This is a genomic window from Streptomyces radicis (assembly GCF_003626575.1).
Lineage (GTDB): Bacteria > Actinomycetota > Actinomycetes > Streptomycetales > Streptomycetaceae > Streptomyces > Streptomyces radicis.
The window spans coordinates 21,607-43,095 of record NZ_RBDY01000047.1 but is presented as its reverse complement, the minus strand read 5'-3'; the positions used below and the strand labels follow the sequence as shown (position 1 = coordinate 43,095).

General features: G+C 72.3%; 17 protein-coding genes and 1 pseudogene. 14 read left to right on the top strand and 4 right to left on the bottom strand.

Going from position 1 to position 21,489, the window contains the following annotated elements; all coding sequences use genetic code 11:
• The 4 genes and pseudogenes from D7318_RS31295 to mhpA form a co-directional block, all read left to right on the top strand.
• Positions 1–1,381 (top strand): type I polyketide synthase (locus tag D7318_RS31295; RefSeq protein WP_120700638.1); only part of this gene is annotated, 1,381 nt, incomplete at its 5' end.
• A 98-nt stretch (positions 1,382–1,479) separates the two neighbouring features.
• A pseudogene (locus tag D7318_RS31290) lies at positions 1,480–4,578 on the top strand (type I polyketide synthase); the annotation flags it as partial.
• 8 nt (positions 4,579–4,586) lie between these two features.
• Positions 4,587–5,381, top strand: coding sequence for an arylamine N-acetyltransferase family protein (locus D7318_RS31285; RefSeq protein WP_120700637.1), 795 nt, complete (start codon positions 4,587–4,589; stop codon positions 5,379–5,381).
• Positions 5,378–7,039, top strand: a complete 1,662-nt coding sequence (mhpA, locus tag D7318_RS31280) for a bifunctional 3-(3-hydroxy-phenyl)propionate/3-hydroxycinnamic acid hydroxylase MhpA (RefSeq protein WP_120700632.1) — start codon at positions 5,378–5,380, stop codon at positions 7,037–7,039. The genes D7318_RS31285 and mhpA overlap by 4 nt, the downstream gene beginning before the upstream one ends.
• Positions 7,040–7,148: 109 nt before the next feature.
• Here mhpA and D7318_RS31275 read toward each other — a convergent pair whose 3' ends face one another.
• Positions 7,149–8,405, bottom strand: coding sequence for a cytochrome P450 family protein (locus D7318_RS31275; protein WP_120700631.1), 1,257 nt, complete (start codon positions 8,403–8,405; stop codon positions 7,149–7,151).
• Positions 8,406–8,470: 65 nt separating this feature from the next.
• Positions 8,471–9,958, bottom strand: a complete 1,488-nt coding sequence (locus D7318_RS31270) for an MFS transporter (protein ID WP_220729898.1) — start codon at positions 9,956–9,958, stop codon at positions 8,471–8,473.
• Between the two features lie 121 nt (positions 9,959–10,079).
• On the opposite strand from D7318_RS31270, the gene D7318_RS31265 reads away from it, so the two are divergent.
• Positions 10,080–10,532 carry a winged helix-turn-helix transcriptional regulator gene (locus D7318_RS31265; RefSeq protein WP_120700629.1) on the top strand — a complete coding sequence of 151 codons (453 nt, stop codon included), beginning with the start codon at positions 10,080–10,082 and terminating at the stop codon, positions 10,530–10,532.
• A 101-nt stretch (positions 10,533–10,633) separates the two neighbouring features.
• Here the strand turns inward: D7318_RS31265 and D7318_RS31260 are convergent, their stop codons facing one another.
• Positions 10,634–11,959, bottom strand: a complete 1,326-nt coding sequence (locus D7318_RS31260) for a 3-deoxy-7-phosphoheptulonate synthase (RefSeq protein ID WP_120700636.1) — start codon at positions 11,957–11,959, stop codon at positions 10,634–10,636.
• A gap of 172 nt (positions 11,960–12,131) precedes the next feature.
• Between D7318_RS31260 and D7318_RS31255 the strand changes: the two genes are divergently transcribed.
• From D7318_RS31255 to D7318_RS31220, 8 genes are all read left to right on the top strand, one after another.
• Positions 12,132–13,010, top strand: coding sequence for a shikimate dehydrogenase family protein (locus D7318_RS31255; protein ID WP_120700628.1), 879 nt, complete (start codon positions 12,132–12,134; stop codon positions 13,008–13,010).
• 231 nt (positions 13,011–13,241) lie between these two features.
• On the top strand, positions 13,242–14,285 hold the full coding sequence (locus tag D7318_RS31250) for a LacI family DNA-binding transcriptional regulator (RefSeq protein WP_120700627.1): 1,044 nt from the start codon (positions 13,242–13,244) through the stop codon (positions 14,283–14,285).
• A complete protein-coding gene (locus tag D7318_RS31245) occupies positions 14,278–15,048 on the top strand; it encodes an ABC transporter ATP-binding protein (RefSeq protein WP_120700626.1) in 771 nt (256 codons plus the stop codon). The genes D7318_RS31250 and D7318_RS31245 overlap by 8 nt, the downstream gene beginning before the upstream one ends.
• Positions 15,035–15,910 carry an ABC transporter permease gene (locus D7318_RS31240; RefSeq protein WP_120700625.1) on the top strand — a complete coding sequence of 292 codons (876 nt, stop codon included), beginning with the start codon at positions 15,035–15,037 and terminating at the stop codon, positions 15,908–15,910. Before D7318_RS31245 ends, D7318_RS31240 begins: the two co-directional genes overlap by 14 nt.
• Positions 15,911–15,977: 67 nt before the next feature.
• Positions 15,978–17,093 carry an ABC transporter substrate-binding protein gene (locus D7318_RS31235; protein ID WP_183091682.1) on the top strand — a complete coding sequence of 372 codons (1,116 nt, stop codon included), beginning with the start codon at positions 15,978–15,980 and terminating at the stop codon, positions 17,091–17,093.
• Between the two features lie 37 nt (positions 17,094–17,130).
• Positions 17,131–17,955 (top strand): N-acyl homoserine lactonase family protein, encoded by an 825-nt coding sequence (locus D7318_RS31230; protein WP_120700623.1) that lies wholly within the window; start codon positions 17,131–17,133, stop codon positions 17,953–17,955.
• Positions 17,956–17,971: 16 nt separating this feature from the next.
• On the top strand, positions 17,972–18,718 hold the full coding sequence (locus D7318_RS31225) for a glutamine amidotransferase (protein ID WP_120700622.1): 747 nt from the start codon (positions 17,972–17,974) through the stop codon (positions 18,716–18,718).
• A complete protein-coding gene (locus D7318_RS31220; protein ID WP_120700621.1) occupies positions 18,711–19,598 on the top strand; it encodes a PfkB family carbohydrate kinase in 888 nt (295 codons plus the stop codon). Before D7318_RS31225 ends, D7318_RS31220 begins: the two co-directional genes overlap by 8 nt.
• On the opposite strand, the gene D7318_RS31215 is transcribed toward D7318_RS31220, so the two are convergent.
• Positions 19,595–20,794: a S8 family peptidase gene (locus D7318_RS31215; RefSeq protein WP_230424293.1), complete on the bottom strand. Its 1,200-nt coding sequence runs from the start codon at positions 20,792–20,794 to the stop codon at positions 19,595–19,597. The genes D7318_RS31220 and D7318_RS31215 overlap by 4 nt on opposite strands.
• A gap of 135 nt (positions 20,795–20,929) precedes the next feature.
• Between D7318_RS31215 and D7318_RS31210 the strand changes: the two genes are divergently transcribed.
• Positions 20,930–21,484 (top strand): hypothetical protein, encoded by a 555-nt coding sequence (locus tag D7318_RS31210; RefSeq protein WP_147437896.1) that lies wholly within the window; start codon positions 20,930–20,932, stop codon positions 21,482–21,484.
• Positions 21,485–21,489: the final 5 nt, after the last annotated feature.

The following is a 21,489-nucleotide window of genomic DNA, read 5'->3' as shown; positions in this document are numbered from 1 at the left end:
GGGTGGGTTGGCGGTTGCGCGGCTGGCCAGGGTCGCCGTTCCTGCGGGGGCCCGGTCTCGGTCGTTGGATCCGGGCGGGACGGTGTTGGTCAGTGGGGTGGGGATGATCGGTGGTCTGGTGGCGCGGCATCTGGTCACCGAGCACGGTATCCGCCACCTTCTCCTGGCCAGTCGGCGTGGGCCGGATGCTCCCGGTGCCGTCGAGCTGCGGGAGGAGTTGTCGGCGCTGGGGGCGGATGTGGCCCTGGTCGCGTGTGACACGAGCGATCGTGATGCCACGGCCGCTCTGCTGGCGAGCGTTCCTTCGACACGTCCGTTGACGGCGGTGGTTCATACGGCTGGTGCGTTGGATGACGCGGTGTTCACGGCGTTGACTCCGGGGCATCTGGATGCGGTTCTGGCGCCGAAGGCCGATGCCGCCGAGCATCTGTATGAGCTGACCCGGGACCGGGATCTCGCCGCCTTTGTCCTCTTCTCCTCCGCTGCGGGGACTCTTGGCAATCCTGGGCAGGCGAACTACGCGGCGGCGAACGCGTATCTCGACGCCCTCGCCCACCAGCACCGCGCCGATGGCCACCCCACCACCACTCTCGCCTGGGGCTACTGGACCCAAGCAAGCGACCTCACCGGTGGGTTGGGGGACAGCGACCGTGGGCGGCTGGCGCGCAGCGGCATCGTGGGCTTGTCGGCGGGGGAGGGGTTGGCGTTGTTCGACGCTGCTCTGGCGAGTGGTGAGCCGGTCGTTCTGCCGGTCAAGCTCGACATCGCCGCGCTGGGTCGTGGTGGGTCCGAGGAGGTTCCCGCGCTGCTGCGTGGTCTGGTGCGGCGTCCCGCGCGCCGGGCCGTGCACACGGCCTCGGCGGATCGGGAGTCCCTGGCCCAGCGCCTGGCCGGTCTTGCCGACGCCGATCGTGATCGTCTGCTGCTGGACCTGGTGCGTACCCATGCGGCCGCCGTGCTGGGGCGGGGTGCCAGCGATGTCATCGGTCCTGAACAGGCGTTCAAACAGCTGGGGTTCGACTCGCTCACCGCCGTCGAGTTGCGCAACCGCCTCAACCAGGCCACCGGACTCCGCCTCCCCGCCACCCTCGTCTTCGACCACCCCAACCCCACCGCCCTCGCCCGCCACCTCCGCGACGAGCTGCTGCCCGACGTTCCGCCGCCGGTCGACCCGAACGCGCGGGAGGCGGACATCCGCCGGGTGCTGGCGTCGGTGCCGCTGAGTCGGCTGCGCGAGGTGGGGGTGTTGGACGCGCTGACGCGACTGGCCGATGCGGCCGTCGAGGCGCCGCCAGTCGCGAAGGCGGACGAGACCGACCTGATCGCCGCCATGGACGCCGACAGCCTGGTGGCGCGGGCGCTGGGCAGCGCCGCGAGCTGATCCGGCCGCGACCCACGAGAGAGACAGTCCGGACGGTCCCGACGAGACCGGCCGGAGCCGCTTACTCACGGATGAGGACGGACATGGCCACGCCCCCGGAAAAGCTCGTCGAAGCCCTGCGGGTTTCCCTGATCGAGAACGAGCGGCTGCAACAGGAGATCATCAGAATCACCCAGGCGGCGACCGAGCCGATCGCGATCATCGGCATGGCCTGCCGCCTGCCGGGCGGGGTCGCCTCGCCCGAGGACCTGTGGCGCCTGGTGGACCAGGGTGTCGACGGCGTCTCCGCGTTCCCCGACGACCGGGGCTGGGACGTGGAGGAGCTGTATGACCCGGATCCGGACCGGCCGGGGACGTCGTACACCCGCGAGGGCGGCTTCCTTCACCAGGCGGGCGACTTCGACCCGACCTTCTTCGGGATCTCATCCCGTGAGGCGCTGGCTCTCGACCCGCAGCAGCGGCTGTTGCTGGAAACGTCGTGGGAGGCGTTGGAGCGTGCGGGCATCGACCCGACCTCGCTGCGCGGCACCAGCACGGGTGTCTTCGCCGGGGTGATGTACCACGACTACGCGTCGCGGCTCCAGCGGGTGCCCAAGGAGCTGGAGGGCACGCTGGGCGTCGGGAACTCGGGCGCCGTCGTCTCGGGGCGCGTCTCCTACACGCTCGGCCTCGAAGGCCCGGCGGTGACCGTGGACACCGCCTGCTCCTCGTCGCTGGTGACCCTCCACCTCGCGGCGCAGGCATTGCGGAGCGGGGAGTGCTCGCTGGCGTTGGCGGGTGGGGTGACGGTGATGGCCACTCCGGGGCTCTTCGTGGAGTTCTCGCGGCAACGTGGGCTGGCGGCCGATGGGCGGTGCAAGGCGTTCGCGGCGGCGGCGGATGGTACGGGGTGGGCCGAGGGTGTCGGCGTCGTTCTGCTGGAGCGGCTTTCGGACGCTCGGCGGAACGGGCATCGGGTGCTGGCGGTGGTGCGGGGGTCGGCGGTCAACCAGGATGGCGCGTCGAACGGTCTGACCGCGCCGAACGGCCCCTCCCAGCAGCGGGTTATTCGCGCGGCGTTGGCCAACGCCCGGCTCACCCCGGGCGACATCGACGCGGTGGAGGCGCATGGCACGGGGACGACGTTGGGCGATCCGATCGAGGCGCAGGCCCTGCTCGCGACCTATGGCAGGGACCGGCCTGCCGAACGTCCGTTGTTCCTTGGGTCGTTGAAGTCGAACATCGGTCACACCCAGGCGGCCGCTGGCGTTGCCGGGGTGATCAAGATGGTGCAGGCGTTGCGGCACGGCACCCTGCCCAAGACGTTGCATGTGGATGAGCCCAGCCCGAAGGTGGACTGGTCGGCGGGCGCGGTCGAGTTGCTGACCGACGCCCGGGACTGGCCGGTGGCGGATCGGCCGCGTCGGGCGGGGGTGTCCTCGTTCGGCGTCAGCGGCACCAACGCGCATGTCATCCTCGAACAGGCCCCCGAAGAAGCCGAGGTGGCGGCGGCCGTCGCGGGGCCGGTGCCCCTGCCCGTCTCCGCGAAGACGTCGGGCGCCCTCCAGGCCCAGGCCCGAGGGCTCGCCGAGCATCTGACGGCGCACCCGGACCAGCCCCTGGCGGATGTCGCCTCGACGCTGATCCATGGGCGGGCGGCGTTGGAGGAACGGGCCGTCGTCGTGGCCACCGACCGCGAGGACGCCCTCACCGGCCTCCAGGCGTTGGCCGAGGGCCAGCCCGCGCCGCACCTCATCACCGGCACGGCGCGCGAACTGGCCAAGACTGTCTTTGTCTTCCCCGGTCAGGGCACGCAGTGGGCCGGTATGGGTGCCGAGCTCTACGCTGCCTCGCCCGTCTTCGCCGAGGCCATCGATGAGGTCGCCGCCGTCCTCGATCCGCTCACCGGCTGGTCGCTGCTGGAGCTGATCCGGCAGGGTGACAACGCCCCCTCGTTCGATCGTGTCGATGTGATCCAGCCCGCCTCCTTCGCCCTGATGGTGTCGTTGGCCAGGCTGTGGGAGGCGCACGGCATCACCCCCGACGCGGTCGTCGGTCACTCCCAGGGGGAGATCGCCGCCGCGCACGTCGCCGGAGCGCTGACCCTCGACGACGCCGCGACCGTGGTGGCGTTGCGCAGCCAGGCCATCGCCGCCCACCTCGCGGGACATGGCGGCATGGCCTCCCTCACCCTCACGCCCGACGACACCCGAGCGCTTCTCACCGGCCATCCGGGTCTCGAGGTCGCGGCGTTCAACGGGCCGCACTCCACGGTCGTCGCCGGTGACCCCGGGGCTCTCGACGGGCTTCTCGCCCACTGCGAGAGCCAGGACATTCGCGCGCGTCGGATCCCCGTGGACTATGCCTCGCACACCAGCCATGTCGAGGCGATCCACGAGCACCTGACCACGCTCCTGGGCGAGCTGGCACCCAAGCCGCCCCGTGTCCCCTTCTACTCCACGCTCGAACAGGACTGGCTCACCCCCGGCACCCCCCTCGACGCCGACTACTGGTACCGGAACCTGCGGCACCCCGTGCACTTCGCGTCCGCGACCCGCACCCTCGCCGACGCGGGCCACTCGACGTTTGTCGAGGTCAGCACCCACCCCGTCCTGACCCACAGCATCCAGGACGCCAACCCCGACGCCACCGTCACCGGGACGCTCCGCCGCGACGAGGGCGGCCACCGGCGCCTCCTCGCCTCCCTGGCCGCGCTCCACACCCACGGCAGGCCCCTCGACTGGCGCGTTCCCCAGACCCCGACCCGGGCCGACCTGCCCACCTACCCCTTCCAGCACCGGCGTTACTGGCTGGAATCGCAACGTCTCACCATGACCCCCGCCGACCCGATCGCGGAGCTGATTCCGCAGGAGGAGACCGAAGTGTCGCTCAGTCAACGCCTGGCCGGGCTGTCCGAAGCCGAACAGGTCCAGGAGCTGCTGACCCTGGTCCGCGCCGAAGCCACGGCCACGCTGGGCAAGCCCGGCTCCGAGCTGATCGACGAGGGGGCCGCGTTCTTCGAGGCAGGATTCAACTCCCTCACCGCGGTGGAGCTGCGCAATCGCCTCATCGAGGCCACCGGCACGGAGCTGTCGGTGATGCTCCTCTTCGACCACCCCACCCCGGCGATCCTCGCCGAGCACCTTCAGCAGCAGCTCGCGGCAGCGCCCGCGCCCGCGACCGCTCCCGCCAGCCCGACGAAGACCACCAAGGAGTAGTGGCCCGCATGTTCTCCGTGGACACATACCTGTCGACCCTGGGCTGGACCGGCCCGGTCGAGCCCACCGCGCGGACGCTGCGCGAGCTGCACAAACGCCACATGATCAGGGTGGCGTTCGACAACTCGGCGCACGCGAGGCTCGGTACCTCGATCCTCAACGACATCGACATCGATCTCGACGCCGCCTTCGACGAGATCATCCTCGGCGGCCGCGGCGGCGTCTGCTTCGAGCTGAGCGGCCTGTTCCGCCGACTGCTGACGGAGCTCGGCTACGACGTGATCATCCTGTCGGCCGGGGCCCGCGGGGCGAGCGGGGAGTTCGGGCCCGACTTCGAGCACCTCTTCCTCGGCGTCCGCCTGGACGGTGAGCTGTGGCTGGTCGACGTGGGCTTCGCCGGTCCGTCGTTCATCGAGCCGCTGCGGCTGACCGACGAGGAGCAGGAGCAGTACGGCGTCACCTACCGGCTCATCCGGCGGGACGGGTACCACGTGCTCCAGCGGAAGGGGCACGTGGGTGACTGGCAGGCGGTGTACCGGCTGAAGCCGGAGGCCAGGACGCTCGCTGACTGGAACGGCTCGGCCACCGACACGCCGGACGACGACGACCCCGGGTGGAACTGGGCCGGTCAGCTCGTCGCCTCGGGAACGGTCATCCATGGCCGCTCCTTCGACACCGGGCAGCTCATCCTGGTGGGCCGCCGCTTCGTGCGCGTGGACAACGGGCACGAGGAGGTCCGCGTGCTGGTCGACACCGACGAATACCGGAAGACCGCGGAGCACATCCTGGGGCGGGACCGTTGACCGCGCGGCGACCCGAAGGCGCCGCGGACGGCCCCGGCGCGGCGGACGCGTGGGACGAGGCGCACGAACCCGATGTCGCGATCGTCGGCTATGGCCCGGTCGGGCAGCTCCTCGCCATCCTGCTGGCCCAGCGCGGCAGGCGGGTCACGGTCGTGGAGCGCTGGCCGCACCCCTACCCGATGCCTCGGGCGGTGGCGTTCGACGGCGAGGCCGCCCGCGTCCTGGCGGCGGCCGGGATCGGCGACCACCTGGCCGCGGTGGGCGAGCCCTCGGGCGACTACGCCTGGCGGAACGCCGCGGGCGATGAGCTGCTGCGGATCGAGGCAGCGGACGAGATCGGCCACTCCGGCTGGCCCGACTCCACGTCGATGTATCAGCCGGGGCTCGAGTCGGCGCTGATCGCGCGTGGCGCGGCGCTGGCGGGGCTGCGGGTGCTGCGCGGGTACGAGGCGGTGGGGCTGGCCGAGGCGGAGGACCGGGTGCGCCTCACGGTGCGGGACGCGGACGGCGGCGAGCGGGTGATCGCGGCCCGCTGGCTGGTGGGCTGCGACGGCGCGAACAGCTTCGTGCGCGCCCACATCGGCTCCTCCGTCACCGACCTCGGGTTCTTCCACGACTGGCTGGTCTGTGACGTGGTGCTGCGCGAGCCGCGCGAGTTCAAGCCGAACAACCTCCAGATCTGCGACCCGGCCAGGCCGCGCACCGAGGTGTCGGCGGGGCCTGGGCACCGGCGGTGGGAGTTCATGCGGGTGCCGGGCGAGACGGCGGACGGGCTGAACGACGAGGAGACCGCGTGGCGGCTGCTGGCGTCCTTCGGCGTGACGCCGGAGAACGCCACGCTGGAGCGGCACTCCGTCTACACCTTCCAGGCCCGCACCGTGGACCGGTGGCGGGCGGGGCGGGTGCTGCTCGCGGGCGACGCCGCGCACCTGATGCCGCCGTTCGCCGGGCAGGGCATGAGCTCGGGGTTCAGGGACGCCGCCAATCTGGCGTGGAAGCTGGACCTGGTGCTGCGCGGCCTCGCGGACGAGGGGCTCATCGACACCTATCCGCTGGAGCGGCGGGCGCACGTGCGGCACGCCATCGAGATGTCGGTCAACCTGGGCCGGGTGATCTGCCAGACCGACCAGGGCGCCGCCAGGGACCGGGACACGGTGATGCTCGCCGCGCGGAAGCGCGCCCCCGCCGCCTCCCAGGGCCGCACCGCGGTCAGGCCGCTGGCCGACGGCCTGTTGGCCGGCGCGGCCAGGGACGGCGGAGGCGCCCCCGCGGTGCCGCCCGCCGGGCAGCTGACGCCGCAGGGGCGGGTGGCGCGCGGCGCGCGCACCGGGCTGTTCGACGCCATCGTGGGGCACGGCTTCGTGCTGCTCACGGCCGAGGACCCGCGGCCCGAACTGAACGCCGAACGGCTGGCGTTCCTCGCGGGCCTCGACGCCCGCGTGGTGTGGGTCAGGGCGCCGGACGCCGCGCCGCCCACCGCCCACGAGGGGAGCGGCGACACGGTCGCCGTGACCGACGTGGACGGCACCTGGCTGCGCTATCTGGCCGCGTCCCGGGCGGCGGCGCTGCTGGTGCGCCCTGACTTCTACGTGTTCGGCGCGGCCAGGGACCTCGCGGGCGTCGGCCCGCTGGTGGACGAGCTGCGCGCCCGCCTGTAGCGGTGGGGCCGCTCGCCGACGCGGGGAGAACGCCGGGAAGAAGTACGCCACGAGGGCCGGACGGGGGACCTGGCCCCCGTGGCGTACGTATGGGGAGCCGCGCGGCGGCTCAGACCTTCGCGGTGAAGGTCAGCGGCAGGTTCCGCAGGCCGTGGACATAGGGGTCCTGACGCCAGATCAGCTCCTCGTCGGCGGCCGAGAGCTTCAGGTCGGGGCAGCGTTCGAGCAGCGCGGTCAGCGCGATGCGGCCCTCGAGGCGGGCCAGCGGGGCGCCGAGGCAGTAGTGCACGCCATGGCCGAACGCCATGTGGCGGCGGTCGGCGCGGCGCAGGTCGAGCCGGTCGGGGTCGTCGAAATGGTCCGGGTCGCGGCTCGCGGCGCCGATCGCGAGCAGCACGGCGTCACCGGCCTCGATGACCACGTCGCCGTAGGCGATGTCCTCGGTGGCGTAGCGGGCGGGGGTGATGTCGAGCGGGCCGTCGTAGCGCAGGAACTCCTCGACGGCGTTCTCCATCAGGGAGAGGTCGCCGCGCAGCAGGTCGAGCTGGTCGGGGTGGCGGAGCAGGGCGAGCACGCCGTTGCCGATGAGGTTGGTGGTGGTCTCCGTGCCCGCGATGAGCAGGAGGCGGAGCATGGCGACCAACTCCTGGTCGTCGAGCCTGCCATCGTCCTCGTCGCGCACGGCGATGAGCGCGTCGAGGAGGTCGCGGTGCTCGGCCTCGGACGTGGCGGCGGAGCCGGAGCGGGCCGCGGCGGCCTTGCGGGAGTCGACCAGCTCCGTGAGGTAACGGTGGATGCTGCCGAAGGCGTCGACGGCGTCCTGCGGGTCGTCGGGCCCTGACATCACCGTGGTGGTCCAGGCGCGGAAGGCGTGCTGGTCCTCGAGCGGGATGCCGAGCATGCCCATGATGACGACGATGGGCAACGGGGTGGCGAACTCCTCGATCAGCTCGACGTTCCCCCTGGCCTCGAACGAGGCGAGCAGCTCGTCGGTGATCTGCTCGACGCGGGGGGCGAGGGCCTTGACACGCCGGGCGGTGAAGACCGCGCTGACGACCCGCCGCAGCCGGGTGTGCTCCGGCGGGTCGAGCTGGAGCATGTGCCGGGAGAGGCCCATGCTCTCGTCGGCGAACTCCCAGGGCGCGGCCTTTCTGATGGCCGGGTCGGTGTGGACGCGGTCCTTGCTGAGGCGGGGATCGGTGAAGAGCCGCTCTACGTCCTCGTAGCGGGTGACCAGCCACCCGGGCAGGCCGCGCAGGGTGACGCGCCGGATGGGCGCCGCGCCGCGGGATTCGGCGTAGACCGGGTAGGGGTCGATGCTGTAGGCGGGCTCCAACGCGGACAGGTCCAGGACGTCCCGTGTCATGTCAGCTCCACGTGAGATGAGATGGGGCAAGGTCTCCGGGGCTGGCGCTGCCGATCCCCGGGGGCTCAGAGGGTGCGGGCCGCCTCGTCCTTCGCGGCCGGGTCCTTCGCGACCGGCGCGGTCTCCTCCGCGGGTTCGGCGGCGGGCGCGGTCGGCTTCTTGATGACGAACGCGAAGAACGCGCCCGCGGCGGCGGCGACGGCGCCGGTCCAGCCCGCGAGCTGGAGGCCGTCCACCACGTCGCTCACCGGGGCCGACTCGGAGTCGCCGCCGATGCCCGCGTTGGCCACCGCGACCAGCGCGGCGAGCCCGACGGCGCCGCCGATGTACTGCGAGGTGGAGGCCAGGGCGGAGGCGACACCGTGCTCGGCGGGGGGCGTCTCGGAGCTGGCGGCCATGTAGATCGGCGGGAAGGCGATACCGGCGGACAGGGCCCACAGGCAGACGCCGGGGAACACGGCCCAGTACGAGCCGTCGGGCGACATCCCGATGGAGACGAGGGCCATCGCGACGCCGAAGCCGAACATCCCGACGAAGAGCGTGACGCGCATGCCCCAGCGCTGGAGCATCACGGGGACGAGCTTGCCGGAGCCGAGCATGCTGAGGATGGACAGCGGCAGGAACGCCAGGCCGGTGCGGAGGGCGCTGTAGTCAAGGACGTTCTGGAGGTAGTCGGTGAAGAGGTAGTACTGGGTGCTGATCGTGCTCATGAAGATGAAGACCAGGATCATCGCGGTCGGCAGGCTGCGGTTGTGGAACATCCGCAGCGGCACCAGGGCGTCGCGCGAGCGGCTCTCGATGAGCAGGAAGACACCGAGCAGGGCCAGGCCGACGACCAGCGCGCCGCCGCCCCGGAGCGAGCCCCAGCCCTCGTCGGGGCCGCTGACCAGGCCGAAGACCACCAGGGTCGAGCCGAGCGTGGCGACCACGGCACCGGGCAGGTCGAAGCCGCCGACCCCGGTGGTGGGGCGCTCGTCGGCGCGGAGCAGCCGGGGCACGGCGACAAGGCCGAGCGCGGCGACCGGGACGTTGACCCACAACACCCATTCCCAGCCGAGGTAGTTGGTCAGCACGCCGCCCCCGAGGGCGCCGACCGCGGCGCCCGAGCTGCCGGCGATGCCCCACACGGCCATGGCGCGGATGCGCTCGGGCCCCTCGGCGAAGTTGAGGCCGATGAGCTTGAGGGTCGCGGGGGTCAGCATGGCGCCGCCGAGACCCTGAGCGGCGCGGGAGCTGACCAGCACCCCGGGATCGGACGCCAGGCCGCCGCAGAGCGAGGCCACGCCGAAGAGCGCGAGGCCGACGATGAACGTCCGCCGCGCCCCGAGGCGGTCCGCCGCCCGGCCGCCGAGCAGCAGGAAACCGCCGAGGGCGACGGTGTAGGCGCTGATGACCCACTGGAGCGACTGGTCCGAGAAGCCGAGGTCTCGCTGGATCTCGGGCAACGCGACGAAGACGATGTCGAAGTCGACGGCGATGATGAACTGAGCCAGTGCCAACAGCGCCAGCGTGAGTCCGGGCCGCGTCTGTGGCGCGGTCGTCGAAGCGTTCACGGGAGGGATCTTTCCTTCGGAGTCAGTCAGAGACCGTTCAACGGCATGCACCCCATGGGGCATGTCTTGTTACAGCATTCATGATCTGTGACCATGGAAGCCGACGGAAGGAGGCACTTTTATGTCTCAGAGTCACACCGGTGTATCACCGCAGGTCAACGGCCATGGGGAGGCCTGCTCGGTCCGGGAGGTGCTGGACCGGGTCGCCAGCAAGTGGAGCGTGCAGATCATCGTCTCCACCGCCAAGGGGCCCGTCAGATTCACGGAGTTGGAGCGCTCCATCGAGGGCATCAGCCGACGGATGCTCACCCTGACCCTGCGGAACCTGGAGCGGGACGGGCTGATCACCCGCACCGTCTACCCCACCGTTCCCCCGCGCGTGGAGTACACGGCCACGGACATGGCGCGCGAGCTGTACGAGTCGCTGGTCGCGCTGACGTCGTGGGCCGAGCGGCACCGGGCGACGATCGCCGCCGCCCGTGAGGCGTACGACGCCCAGCATGCACCGGACGGCGAGGCGTGCGCCAGTAGGCCGTTCGAGCCCGCGCACGGCACCGCGGGCGCGATGAGCTGACGCGCCGTTCGCGCCGGGCGCGCCGCGCGCGGCCCCGCGGTCGGCCACCCCGCGGGGCGGCCGACCCCGGGCCGACGTCACCGCCGAGGCCCCGGCGGCCATCACGCCCCACCGAGCAACTCTGCGGCCAGGGCGGCCAGTTCGAGCGACTGACGGGTGTTGAGCCGCGGGTCGCAGGCCGTTTCGTAACGCCCCGCCAGGTCGGCGTCGGAGATGCGCTGGAAGCCACCGAGGCACTCGGTGACGTCCTCCCCCGTGAACTCGATGTGCAGCCCGCCCGGATGGGTGCCGAGCGCGCGGTGGACCTCGAAGAAGCCACGCACCTCGTCGGCCACGTCGTCGAAGTGGCGGGTCTTGTAACCGCTGGGCGACTCACGGGTGTTGCCGTGCATCGGGTCGCACTGCCAGATCACCGGGTGCCCCGAGGCGGCGACCCGCTCCACGAGCGGCGGCAGCAGGTCGCGGACCCGGCCGCTGCCCATCCGGCTGATCAGCGTGAGCCGCCCTGGCGTGCCGTGCGGATCGAGGCGCTCGACGTACTCGACAACCTGCTCGGGCGTGGTGTTCGGGCCGATCTTGAGCCCGAGCGGGTTGGCGAGCAGCTCAGCGAACGCCAGGTGCGCGCCGTCCCGTTGACGCGTGCGGTCGCCGATCCACAGGAAGTGCGCCGACTGGGCGTAGAGCCGGGTCCCGCCCTCCCCGCGGTGGGCGCGGAGCAGGGCCAGCTCGTAGTCGAGGAGCAGCGCCTCATGGCTGACATACAGCCCCGGGTCCGCGTCGGGCCCGGGGAGCGCGCGCAGCAGGTTCAGGGTGGCGGCGGCGTTGGCGTGGGCGCGCACCATCCGCGCCGGGTCGGCCACCCGCGCCTCGGGCTCGGGGGCCAGGCCGTTGACGATGTCGCCCCGGTAGACCGGCAGGCCGAGCGCGTCCAGGGCGTTGGACCGCGGCTTGGCGTACTGCCCCGCCATCCGGCCCACGCGTACCACGGGCAGGCCCGTGGCGCCGGTGAGGATTCCGGCCATCTCGTGCAGCAGGCCCGCGGTGGCGCGGACGTGGGCCTCCGTGTTCTCGGTGAACGTCTCGGCGCAGTCGCCGCCTTGGAGCAGGAACGCCTCGCCGCGCGCGACGCGGGCCAGATGGCCGCGGAGCCCGTCGATCTCCGCGGGCAGCGTCAGCGGCGGCGCCGCCTCGAGCACCGCGCGGATCTCCCCGACCCGCTCGAGGTCGGGCCAGCGCGGCTGCTGCGCGGCGGGGCGCGCGACCGCGTCCGCCAGGGCGGCGCGCAGCTCGGGCGGCAGGGAACGCGCCAGCGTGCCGTCGGGCGCCGCCGCGTCGAAGGGGCGTTCCCACCCGGCCCCATGCGCCGTTCCCGGCGTTCCCGGCGTTCCCGCGAGCGTTGCTGAGGGCGTTTCCAGCGGCCGATTCATGTCGTTCACGGTAGGGGAACGGCGACAACTCCCCGCCAATCCACCAGTAATCCACGGGCCTTCCGCCGAATGCCCCCGGCCCCCCTTGGACACCCCCCTGTGCCACCCCGGTCCGGAACGCGGGGCGGGTCCGCACGGGCCAGGCCGGGGAGTTCTTTGCTACAACGCGTCCATGACCGAGTTGCTCCCTCCCGGCGTTCCCGACGCCCCAGGTGCCAGGACCGGCCACGCGCCGGTCGCCATCGACGGCTCGACCCGCCTGTTCGCGGTGCTCGGTGACCCCGTCGCCCAGGTCAGGGCCCCCGCGCTGCTCAACCCGCTCTTCGCCGGACTCGGGCTGAACGCCGTGCTGTTCCCCGTGCGGGTGCCCGCGGGGCGCCTGGCGGACGTGGTCCACGGGCTGCACGGCATCGCCAACCTGGACGGGCTGCTGGTCACTGTGCCGCACAAGTTCGCCGCCGGGCGGCTGGCGGCGCGCAGGAGCCGGGCGGCCGAGCTGATCGGCGGCGTCAACGCCCTGCGGCGCGGCCCCGACGGCGCATGGGAAGGCGACAACTTCGACGGCGCGGGCTTCGTCCGGGGACTGCGCCGCGCCGGGTACGACCCCACGGGGTGGCGCGCCGCCCTGGCCGGGGCGGGCGGCGCGGGCGCCGCGATCGCGGTGGCGCTGCTCGACGCCGGGGTGGCGCACCTGTCGGTGTGGGACCCGGACCCCGGCCGGCTCGACGCCCTCACAGGGCGTCTGGCGCGCCACTGGCCGGGCCGGGTCACCGGCGCGGCCGAGCCGCTGCTCACCGGCGCCGATCTGGCGGTCAACGCCACCCCGTTGGGCCTGCGCCCCGGCGACCCGCTGCCCTTCAGGCCCGCGGCGCTGCCCCCCGGCGCGCTGGTGGCGGACGTCGTGATGACCCCCGCGGACACGGCGCTGCTGCGCGTCGCGGCCGGGGTCGGGCTGCGCACGCACCGCGGCAGCCACATGCTGGAGGCCCAACTCGAGCTCTACCAGGACTTCTTCGGGCTCCACCCGACGCCCCGCACCCGACGCGGGTAGCCGCGCGAGCCGGGTGGTCGCGAGGCCGTCGACGCGGCCCCCGGCGCTTCCGCCGCCTCGTCGGCCCCCTGACACGGGCCGCCCCGGGGCACCGCGCCGGGCCGGTCCTGTAACCAGCGTGTTTCGCCTCTTGGCAGCGACCCGATCGAGGCGTACCGTGACGCCAAAGCGCTTTGGCAAAGTGCTTTGCATCACCCAACGTGTCAGGTGGACAAGGAGAAACCCCAGGCCATGGTCTCGATAGCCGATGTCGCGGCGCGGGCGGGCGTGAGCCCGACGACGGTGTCCCACGCGCTCAGCGGCAAGCGCAAGGTGAGCGACCGGGTGCGCGCCCGCGTGGAGAGCGCGATGCAGGAGCTCGGCTATGTGCCGAGCCGCTCCGCCCAGAACCTCGCCATCGGCCGGACCCGCCTGCTCGGGCTGATCGTCCCCGACATCCGCAACAGCTTCTTCGCCGACCTCACGCACGGCGTGGAGGCCACCGCGATCGGCCACGGCTACAACGTCATCCTCTGCACCACCGGCTTCGACCACACGCGCGAGGTCGACCACCTCGCCATGATCCGCTCACGCGCGGTGGACGGCCTGATCTACGCCGCGGGCGCGCCCCCCACCAACTCCCAGCTCGGGGCGCTCCTGGGCGACCTGCCGCTCGTGCTCGTGGACGAGGAGGTGCCGGGCGCGATCGCCCCCTCGTTCGTCTCCGACAACCTCAACGGCGGGCGGCTCGCCGCCGAGCACCTGCTCGGACTCGGACACCGCAGGGCGCTGGTGATCGCCGCCGACGGCGGCCTGGTGAGCAGCGACCTGCGCGTGGAGGGGTTCAGGGAGAGCTGGGTCGCCGAAGGGGCCGAGACCCCGGTGATCGCCTCGGGGGCGTTCACCGAGGAGGGCGGCCGCGAGGCGATCGCCCGGCACGCCGAGGCGTTCGGCGGCGAAGGGCCCACCGCCGTCTTCGCGGTCAACGACCTGATGGCCTTCGGCGCGATCGGCGAGCTCCAGCGCGCCGGGATCGACGTCCCGGGCCGGGTGTCGGTCGTCGGCTTCGACGACATCCCGGCCGGGCGTTACGCGCACCCCCGCCTGACCACCGTCCGCCAGGACGTGGACGAGCTGGGGCGCCGCGCCACCCACGCGCTCATCGCCGCGCTCGACGACGAGCCGGCGGGGCCGAAGGACAGGCCGGGGCGGCACGTCCTTCCGGTCTCCCTCACCGTGCGGCAGTCGACCGCGCCTCCCCCCGCGGCACAACGAAAGGCGGACAGCCGTGGCTGACATCTCCATCGACCGTGTCTCGAAGGTGTTCACGACGGCTCGCAAGCGCACGGTCGCGCTGAACGAGACGAGCCTCGCCGTCGCCACGAACGAGATCGTCTGCGTCGTCGGCCCGAGCGGCTGCGGCAAGACGACCCTGCTCAACCTGATCGCCGGGTTCATCGGGCCGACGTCAGGCACCATCACCGTCGGGTCGCGCGAGGTCGCGGGCCCGGGCGCCGACCGGGCCGTGGTGTTCCAGGCCGACGCGGTCTTCCCCTGGCTGAACGTCGGCGACAACGTCGGCTACGGCATGCGGGTCCAGGGCCTCGGCAGGCGCGAGAGGGCCGAGCGCGCGGAGCGCTACCTCGACCTCGTCGGGCTCGCGGAGTTCCGCTCGGCCTATCCCAAGGAGCTCTCGGGCGGGATGCGCAAGCGCGTCGACCTGGCCCGCGCCTACGCCAGCGGGCCCGAGGTCCTGCTCCTCGACGAGCCCTTCGGCGCCCTCGACCTCTTCACCAAGGAGGCGATGTGGCTCGCCCTCCAAGGCGTCGTGCGCGCCGAGCCGAAGACCATCGTCTTCGTCACCCACGACATCGAGGAGGCCCTCTTCCTCGGCGACCGCGTCGTCGTGATGACGCCGAGGCCCGCGCGGGTGCACAGCGTCGTCGACGTGCCCTTCGGCGCCGACCGCGACCTCGACCTCAGGGCGGGGCCTGAGTTCCAGGCGCTCCGCAACGAGATAGCCCACACCCTCAGGGAGGTTCACGATGACGCAGCGTGAGACGTCGGGCCCGGCGTCCTCCGTGGACATCGGCCCACCGGCTCCCACCGACCCCCTCGTCCCCGCCACCGAGCTCCCCACCACCGACCTCTCCGGCACCGAACGCCGCCGCCGCGACCTCGGCCGCCCGCTCAGCGCCCTCGTGGTGCTCGTCCTGCTCGTCCTGTGGTGGGTGCTCACCAGCGGGACCGAGACGATCGACCCGCTCTACTTCCCGACGCCCGAATCCCTCTGGGAGGCCGTCACCACGCTCGACACCCAGCTGCTCGACGACGCCCGCGCGACCCTGTGGCGGGTCCTCGTCTCCTGGATCAGCGGGTCGGCGCTCGGGGTCGGCGTGGGCCTGCTGATGGCCAGGGCGCGCTGGCTCTTCCATGTGCTCAACCCCGTCATCGAGGCGGTCAGGCCGGTGCCCCCGGTCGCCCTCATCCCGTTCGTCATCCTGTGGTTCGGCATCGGCGACAACGGCAAGATCTTCCTGGGCGCGCTGGCCTGCTTCATGGTGATGGTCGTCAACACGACGGTCGCCTGCGGCAACGTCTCCCCCGTCTACGTCCAGGCCGCGCGCTCGCTCGGCGCCAGCCGCAACCAGGTCTACCGGACGGTCGTGCTTCCGGCCATCGTGCCGGAGATCCTCTCGGGCTTCCGCATCGGCAGCGCCCTGGCGTTCGCCGTGGTCGTGGCCGCCGAGTTCCAGGGGGCCGACGAGGGCATCGGCCGCCTCATCATGAGCGCGAGCCGCACGCTCAACACCTCCGTCGTCCTGCTCGGCACGATCGTGATCGCGATCCTCGCCGTGGCGCTCGACCTGCTGATCTCCCGGATCAGCGCCCATGTCACCCGCTGGTCGGCCAACCGCTGACCCCCACCCCCACCGCGCTCGGGAGCGCAGCCCATACGACACATTCCCCAAGACACGAGGACACATCATGAGAAAGACGAGCATCGCCGCGGCGCTCCCCGCCCTGGCACTGGTGGTGGCACTCTCCGGCTGCGGCTCATCCGACGACGAGAGCGCCTCCGAGGACGGCCTGACGACGATCGACGTGGGAATCTCCCCGTTCCAGGACACCTACCTGCCGATCATCGGCCAGGAGAAGGGCTGGTTCGAGGAGGCGGGCCTGAACGTCAACCTCCGCTCCCTCGCCTGGAACGCGGCCATGCCCGCCCTCATCTCGGGCGACGTGGACATAGCCGTCAACAACACCACGGGCGTGGTCTCCGTCGCCAACGCGGACCCCGAGGTCGTCTACGCCTACGGCTGGAACCCCTTCACCGAGGGCTCGGCGCTCATGATCCGCCCCGACGGCGGCCTCGAGACGATCGACACGGTGGAGGATCGGGTCGGCGACCACGACGAGGCCCGCACCGAGGTGATCGAGTCGCTGGCCGGCAAGACCATCGTGACCACGCTCTCCACCGACATGGGCAAGCAGATCAACGACGCGCTCGCCTCCGTGGGGATGGACGAGGGCGACGTGACCTTCCTCGACATGGACCCCGACGCCGGACTCGCCGCGTTCCTCTCCGGCTCGGGGGACGCCTACCTCGGCGGGGTGCCGCAGCGCGGCAGGGCGCTCGAAGAGGGCATGGAGATCGGGCTCTCGGGCCCCGACCTGGCGGCGCCCCCCATCAACGGCGCGGTCACCACACGGTCGTTCGCGACGGACGAGGAGGACGCGCTGCTGGCGTTCATCGACGTCATGCACCGCATCATCCGCTACTGCGACGCCGAGACCGAGGCGTGCGCCACGACGATCACGGACCGGCTCAACGAGGAGACCGCCGCCGGGCTCACCGTCGAGGGCTTCGCGGAGTACTGGCAGAACATCGAGCTCTACGCCCCGAACGCCGCCGCCGCCGAGGAGATGATCCTCGACGAGCAGGGGGTCTCCTACTGGAAGACCACATGGGACAGCGACAACGCCTACCTCGTGGAGACCGACGCCATCCCCGCGGCCGTCGACGCCGAGACCAACTTCCTGATGCCCCAGGTGTGGCAGGCGTACGTCGACACGTACGGGGCTGACCAGACGGACTACTGACCCCGCAAGGACCACCGACCAAGGAAGGACAGCGACGATGGGCGTGAGGATCCATCACATCGTCACCGGCGAGCTGGAGAGCTCACTGCCGGTGTCCCTGCTCAACTCGGGCGCGCACCCCGACGTTCCGCACGAGCGCCGCCTGCCGTTCGGCTTCCGCGACGACATCGTCCGCAGGGACGGCTCGGTGCACGCGGGCGTCATGGTGCCGGTCCCGGTGTGGCTCATCGAGGGCACGGAGGAGACCATCCTCATCGACACCGGGCTCGGTGACATCGACGAGGTCTCCGCGATGCAGAGCCGCTACGGGGTGGACTTCGTCGCCTCGCGCACCCGGGACCAGGACCTGGTGGCGGGCCTGGCCAGGCACGGCGTCAGGCCCGATGACGTGGACGTCGTGGTGCTGACCCACCTGCACTTCGACCACATCGGCAACAACGAGCTCTTCCCCAACGCCCGCTTCGTCGTGCAGCGGGACGAGCTTCCGCAGGCCCAACACCCGCCGCACTTCTGCATGTTCTACTACCCCGAGTACGCCTACAAGATCGACGCCGTGCGCGACCGGCTCCTCGTCATCGACGGCGACCACGCGCTCGACCCGGCCGTGCGGCTGGTGAAGATCGGCGGGCACACGCCCGGCTGCATGGTCGTCATGGTGACCACCGACGTCGGCGTCGTCTGCCTGACGAGCGACGTCATGTACAACTACCGGAACCTCGAACTGAACTGGCCGATGGGCTCCTTCTGGAACCTGCCGGAGCTGATGGCCGGCTACGACCGGCTGCACGAGGAGGCCGACATCATCATCCCCGAACACGACTGGCAGTTCCTCGAGGAACACCCGAGCGGAACCGTCGGCTGAGGAACGAGGCACCACCGTGAAGAAAGCACTCCTGCTCGGCGAGTCCTGGACGACTCACATGATCCACCAGAAGGGCTTCGACTCCTTCACCACCACCGAGTACGTGGAGGGCGGCCAGGAGTTCCGCGCCGCGCTGGAGAGCGACGGCTGGCAGGTCACCCACCTCCCCGCGCACACCATCGAGGCGCGTTTCCCCTCGTCGGCCGCGGAGTTGGCCGACCACGACCTCGTCGTCATCAGCGACGTCGGCGCCAACACGTTCCTGCTCAGCCGGGCGGTCTTCGGCCGCAGCGAGTCCGAGCCCAACAAGCTGGAACGGATCCGCGACTACGTCATCGACGGCGGCGGGCTGCTGATGGTCGGCGGCTACCTCTCGTTCTCCGGCATAGACGCCAAGGCGAAGTACGCCGCCAGCCCGCTGGGCGACATCCTTCCCGTCGAGGTGCTCGAGACGGACGACCGCGAGGAGCACCCCGAGGGCGCGCCCGTCCTGGTGCAGGCGCCCGACCATGGCGCGCTCGGCGGCGTCGGCACCGAGTGGCCGCCGCTGCTCGGCTACAACCGCACCCGCGAACGCGCCGGAGCCCAGGTGCTCGCGCGGGTCAAGGACGACCCGCTGATCGCCGTGGGTACGGCGGGCAAGGGCCGCACGGGCGTGTTCACCTCGGACATGTCGCCGCACTGGGCGCCCCCGCCGTTCATGGAGTGGCCCGGATACGCGCCGCTGTGGCGGGCGTTGGCGTCATGGATCGCCGGTGCCTGACCGGCCCGGCCGAGTGGCCGTGGCGGTCGTCGGCTCGGCGAACATCGACCTCATCGCGTCCGTCCACGCCGCGCCCGCCCCCGGCGAGACCGTTCTCGCGTCGCGGTACGGCGAGGAGGTCGGCGGCAAGGGCCTCAACCAGGCCGTGGCCGCCGCCCGCACGGCGCCGACCGCGCTGATCGCCTCCGTCGGCGACGACCCCGAGGCCGATCGCGTCCGCGCGCACGCCCATCACAGGGGAGTGGACGTGAGCGAGGTGCGCGGCTCGGCGACGCGGACCGGCAGGGCCCTGATCACCCTGTTCGCCCAGGACAACGCCATCGTCGTGGCGGCGCTCGCCAACGCCCTGCTGACCGCCGACGCGGTGCGCGCCGCCCTGGAACGGCTCCGACCCGCCGTGGTCCTCGCCCAGTTCGAGATCCCCGAGAGCGCCGTGGCCGCCGCCGCGGCCTGGTGCCGCGGGTCGGGCGCACGGCTGCTGATCAACCCCAGCCCCGTGCGCCCCATGCCCTACGACGTCCTCGCGCTGGCCGACCCCCTCGTGGTGAACCTCGGCGAGGCCGCCGCCCTCGCCGGAGCCGCCGCGCCCGACGACGCGGGCGGCCGCGACGCGCGCGACCTCGCGAGGATGCTCGCGTCCAGGGCCCGCTCCGTCGTGGTGACCGCGGGCCCCACCGGCGCGTTCGCCGCCACCGGAGGGCCCGCCCGGCACATTCCCGTGCCGGAGCGGGTCGAGGTCGTGGACTCCTCGGGAGCGGGCGACGCGTTCACCGGACACCTCGCGGCCGCCCTGGCCACCGGCGGCGACCTCGACACGGCGGTGCGCTCGGCGGTCGCGGTGGCGACCCGCCTGGTGGCCACCCCCAGGGAACGCCGTTAACCCGTGACCTGGAGCAGCTTGTTGGGCGTGCCGGGCGGGACGCCGGTGAGGCGGTCGAGGACGGCCGCCGCGTCGATGGCCGCCCAGACATCGGCGGGCCCCGCGGTCGGGTGGTCGGCGAGGTGGAGGGCCGCGACGCCCGCGACATGGGCGGCGGCCATGGAGCTGCCGGAGAGCGTCGCGGTCGCGGTCTCGGAGGTGTGCCAGGTGGAGACGGTGTCGACGCCCGGGGCGTAGAGGTCGACCGAGGGGCCGTGGTTGCTGGTCGGCGCGGCCCGGTCGGCGCAGGTCGACGTGGCGGTGGTGATGACCTCGTCCACCCGGCCCGGGGAGAAGCCACCGGCGTCGCTCGCGGAGTTCCCCGCCGCGACGGCGTAGGTGACGCCCGCCTCGATGGACCGACCGATCACGTCGTCGAGGATCTCGCTCGGCGCGCCGCCGATGCTGAAGCTGGCGACCGAAGGCCCTTGGGCGTCGCCGGTCAGCCAGTCGATCCCGGCGACCACGTCGGCGACGCTGCCCGCGCCGCTGTCGTCGAGCACCTTGACCGACACCAGCGTCGAACGCTTCGCCACGCCGTGGGCGGCGCCGCCGATCGTGCCCGCGACATGGGTGCCATGGCCGTTGCCGTCCGAGCCGTCGCCGCCGGTCGCGTCGTAGCCGAACACGGCGCGCCCGCCGAAGTCCTGGTGGCTGTAGTGGATTCCGGTGCTCACCACATAGACCGTGACGCCCTCGCCCGCCGACTCGGGGTAGGTGTAGGAGCCGTCGAGCGGCAGGTCGGGCTGGTCGATCCGGTCGAGTCCACAGGAGGGCGGGGCGGGCTGCGTCAGGTCGGACGCCGTGACGGTGGTGTTCTGCTCGACCAGCGCGACGGCCGGGTCACCGGCCAGCCGCCGGGCCTGCTCGGGGGTGGCCCTGACGTGGTAGCCGTCGAGCGCGTCCTGGTAGGTGTCGAGCACGCGCGCCCCGTAGCGCTCGGGCAGCGCGGCGTCGGCGGTGCTCCCGCCCTCGGCGGCGCTCCCACCCTCGGCCAGGACCACCAGATAGCTCTCGGGAACGGCGTCAGGGGCGTGCGCGTTGACGATGGCTCCCGTCGCCTGTGTGGCGGCCCGTGCCTCGCCGGTCGGCAGGGTGCCGACGGCGGCGAGGCCAAGCAGGGCGGCGAACGAGGCGACGCTTCTCACGACCTTCACGGAACTCCTCAATCCATGGCGCGACCATGACAATTTCCGCCAGCCTCCCGCACCAGGCCGTCCCCGGCAACCCCGCCGGGCGGTGGCCTCGGTGCGCCGGAAGGGGTGTCAGTCCACCGGATTACGGTGTGCGGTATGGGAGACGTTCACGAACTGATGCTTGCCATGGATCTGCCCGGCGACCTGTCGGACGCCGAGCTGGCCGAGCTGCGTTGGCAGGTGGGTCTCGGCCCGCGGCCCGAGCACATCACGCGGGACACGATCGTCGTCACCGAGGTGGTCGACGCGATGCGGGAGGGCGGGGAGGAGCCGGTGCCGGCCGAGGGCGGCGACTGGGTGATCCAGCGCTACCCCGGACCGGCCTGGGAGAGCGGCGCGCCACGCGCCGCGTCCAGGGTCCCCGGCAGCTGCGTGTCCTCGTTGGTCCACGAGGACGCCCCGCACGGCAAGCGCTGGGCGCTGACGTGCCGTTGGGAGATACACCCCGACGGGTACCCCGAGGTGGACGCATTCTTCCGCTCGCTGGCCGCACTGCACCGGGACGGCGGCGCCTTCTTCGGCTATCTGCGCTGGTACGAGGACCCTGAGCCCGATGCCTGGCTGCGCGTCGAGGACCGGAAGGTGGTCGCTCACCACAAGGGCGCGCGCGTCGCGCTGCCCTGGGAGTGGACGGTGGAGGGCGGGCCGTGACAGCG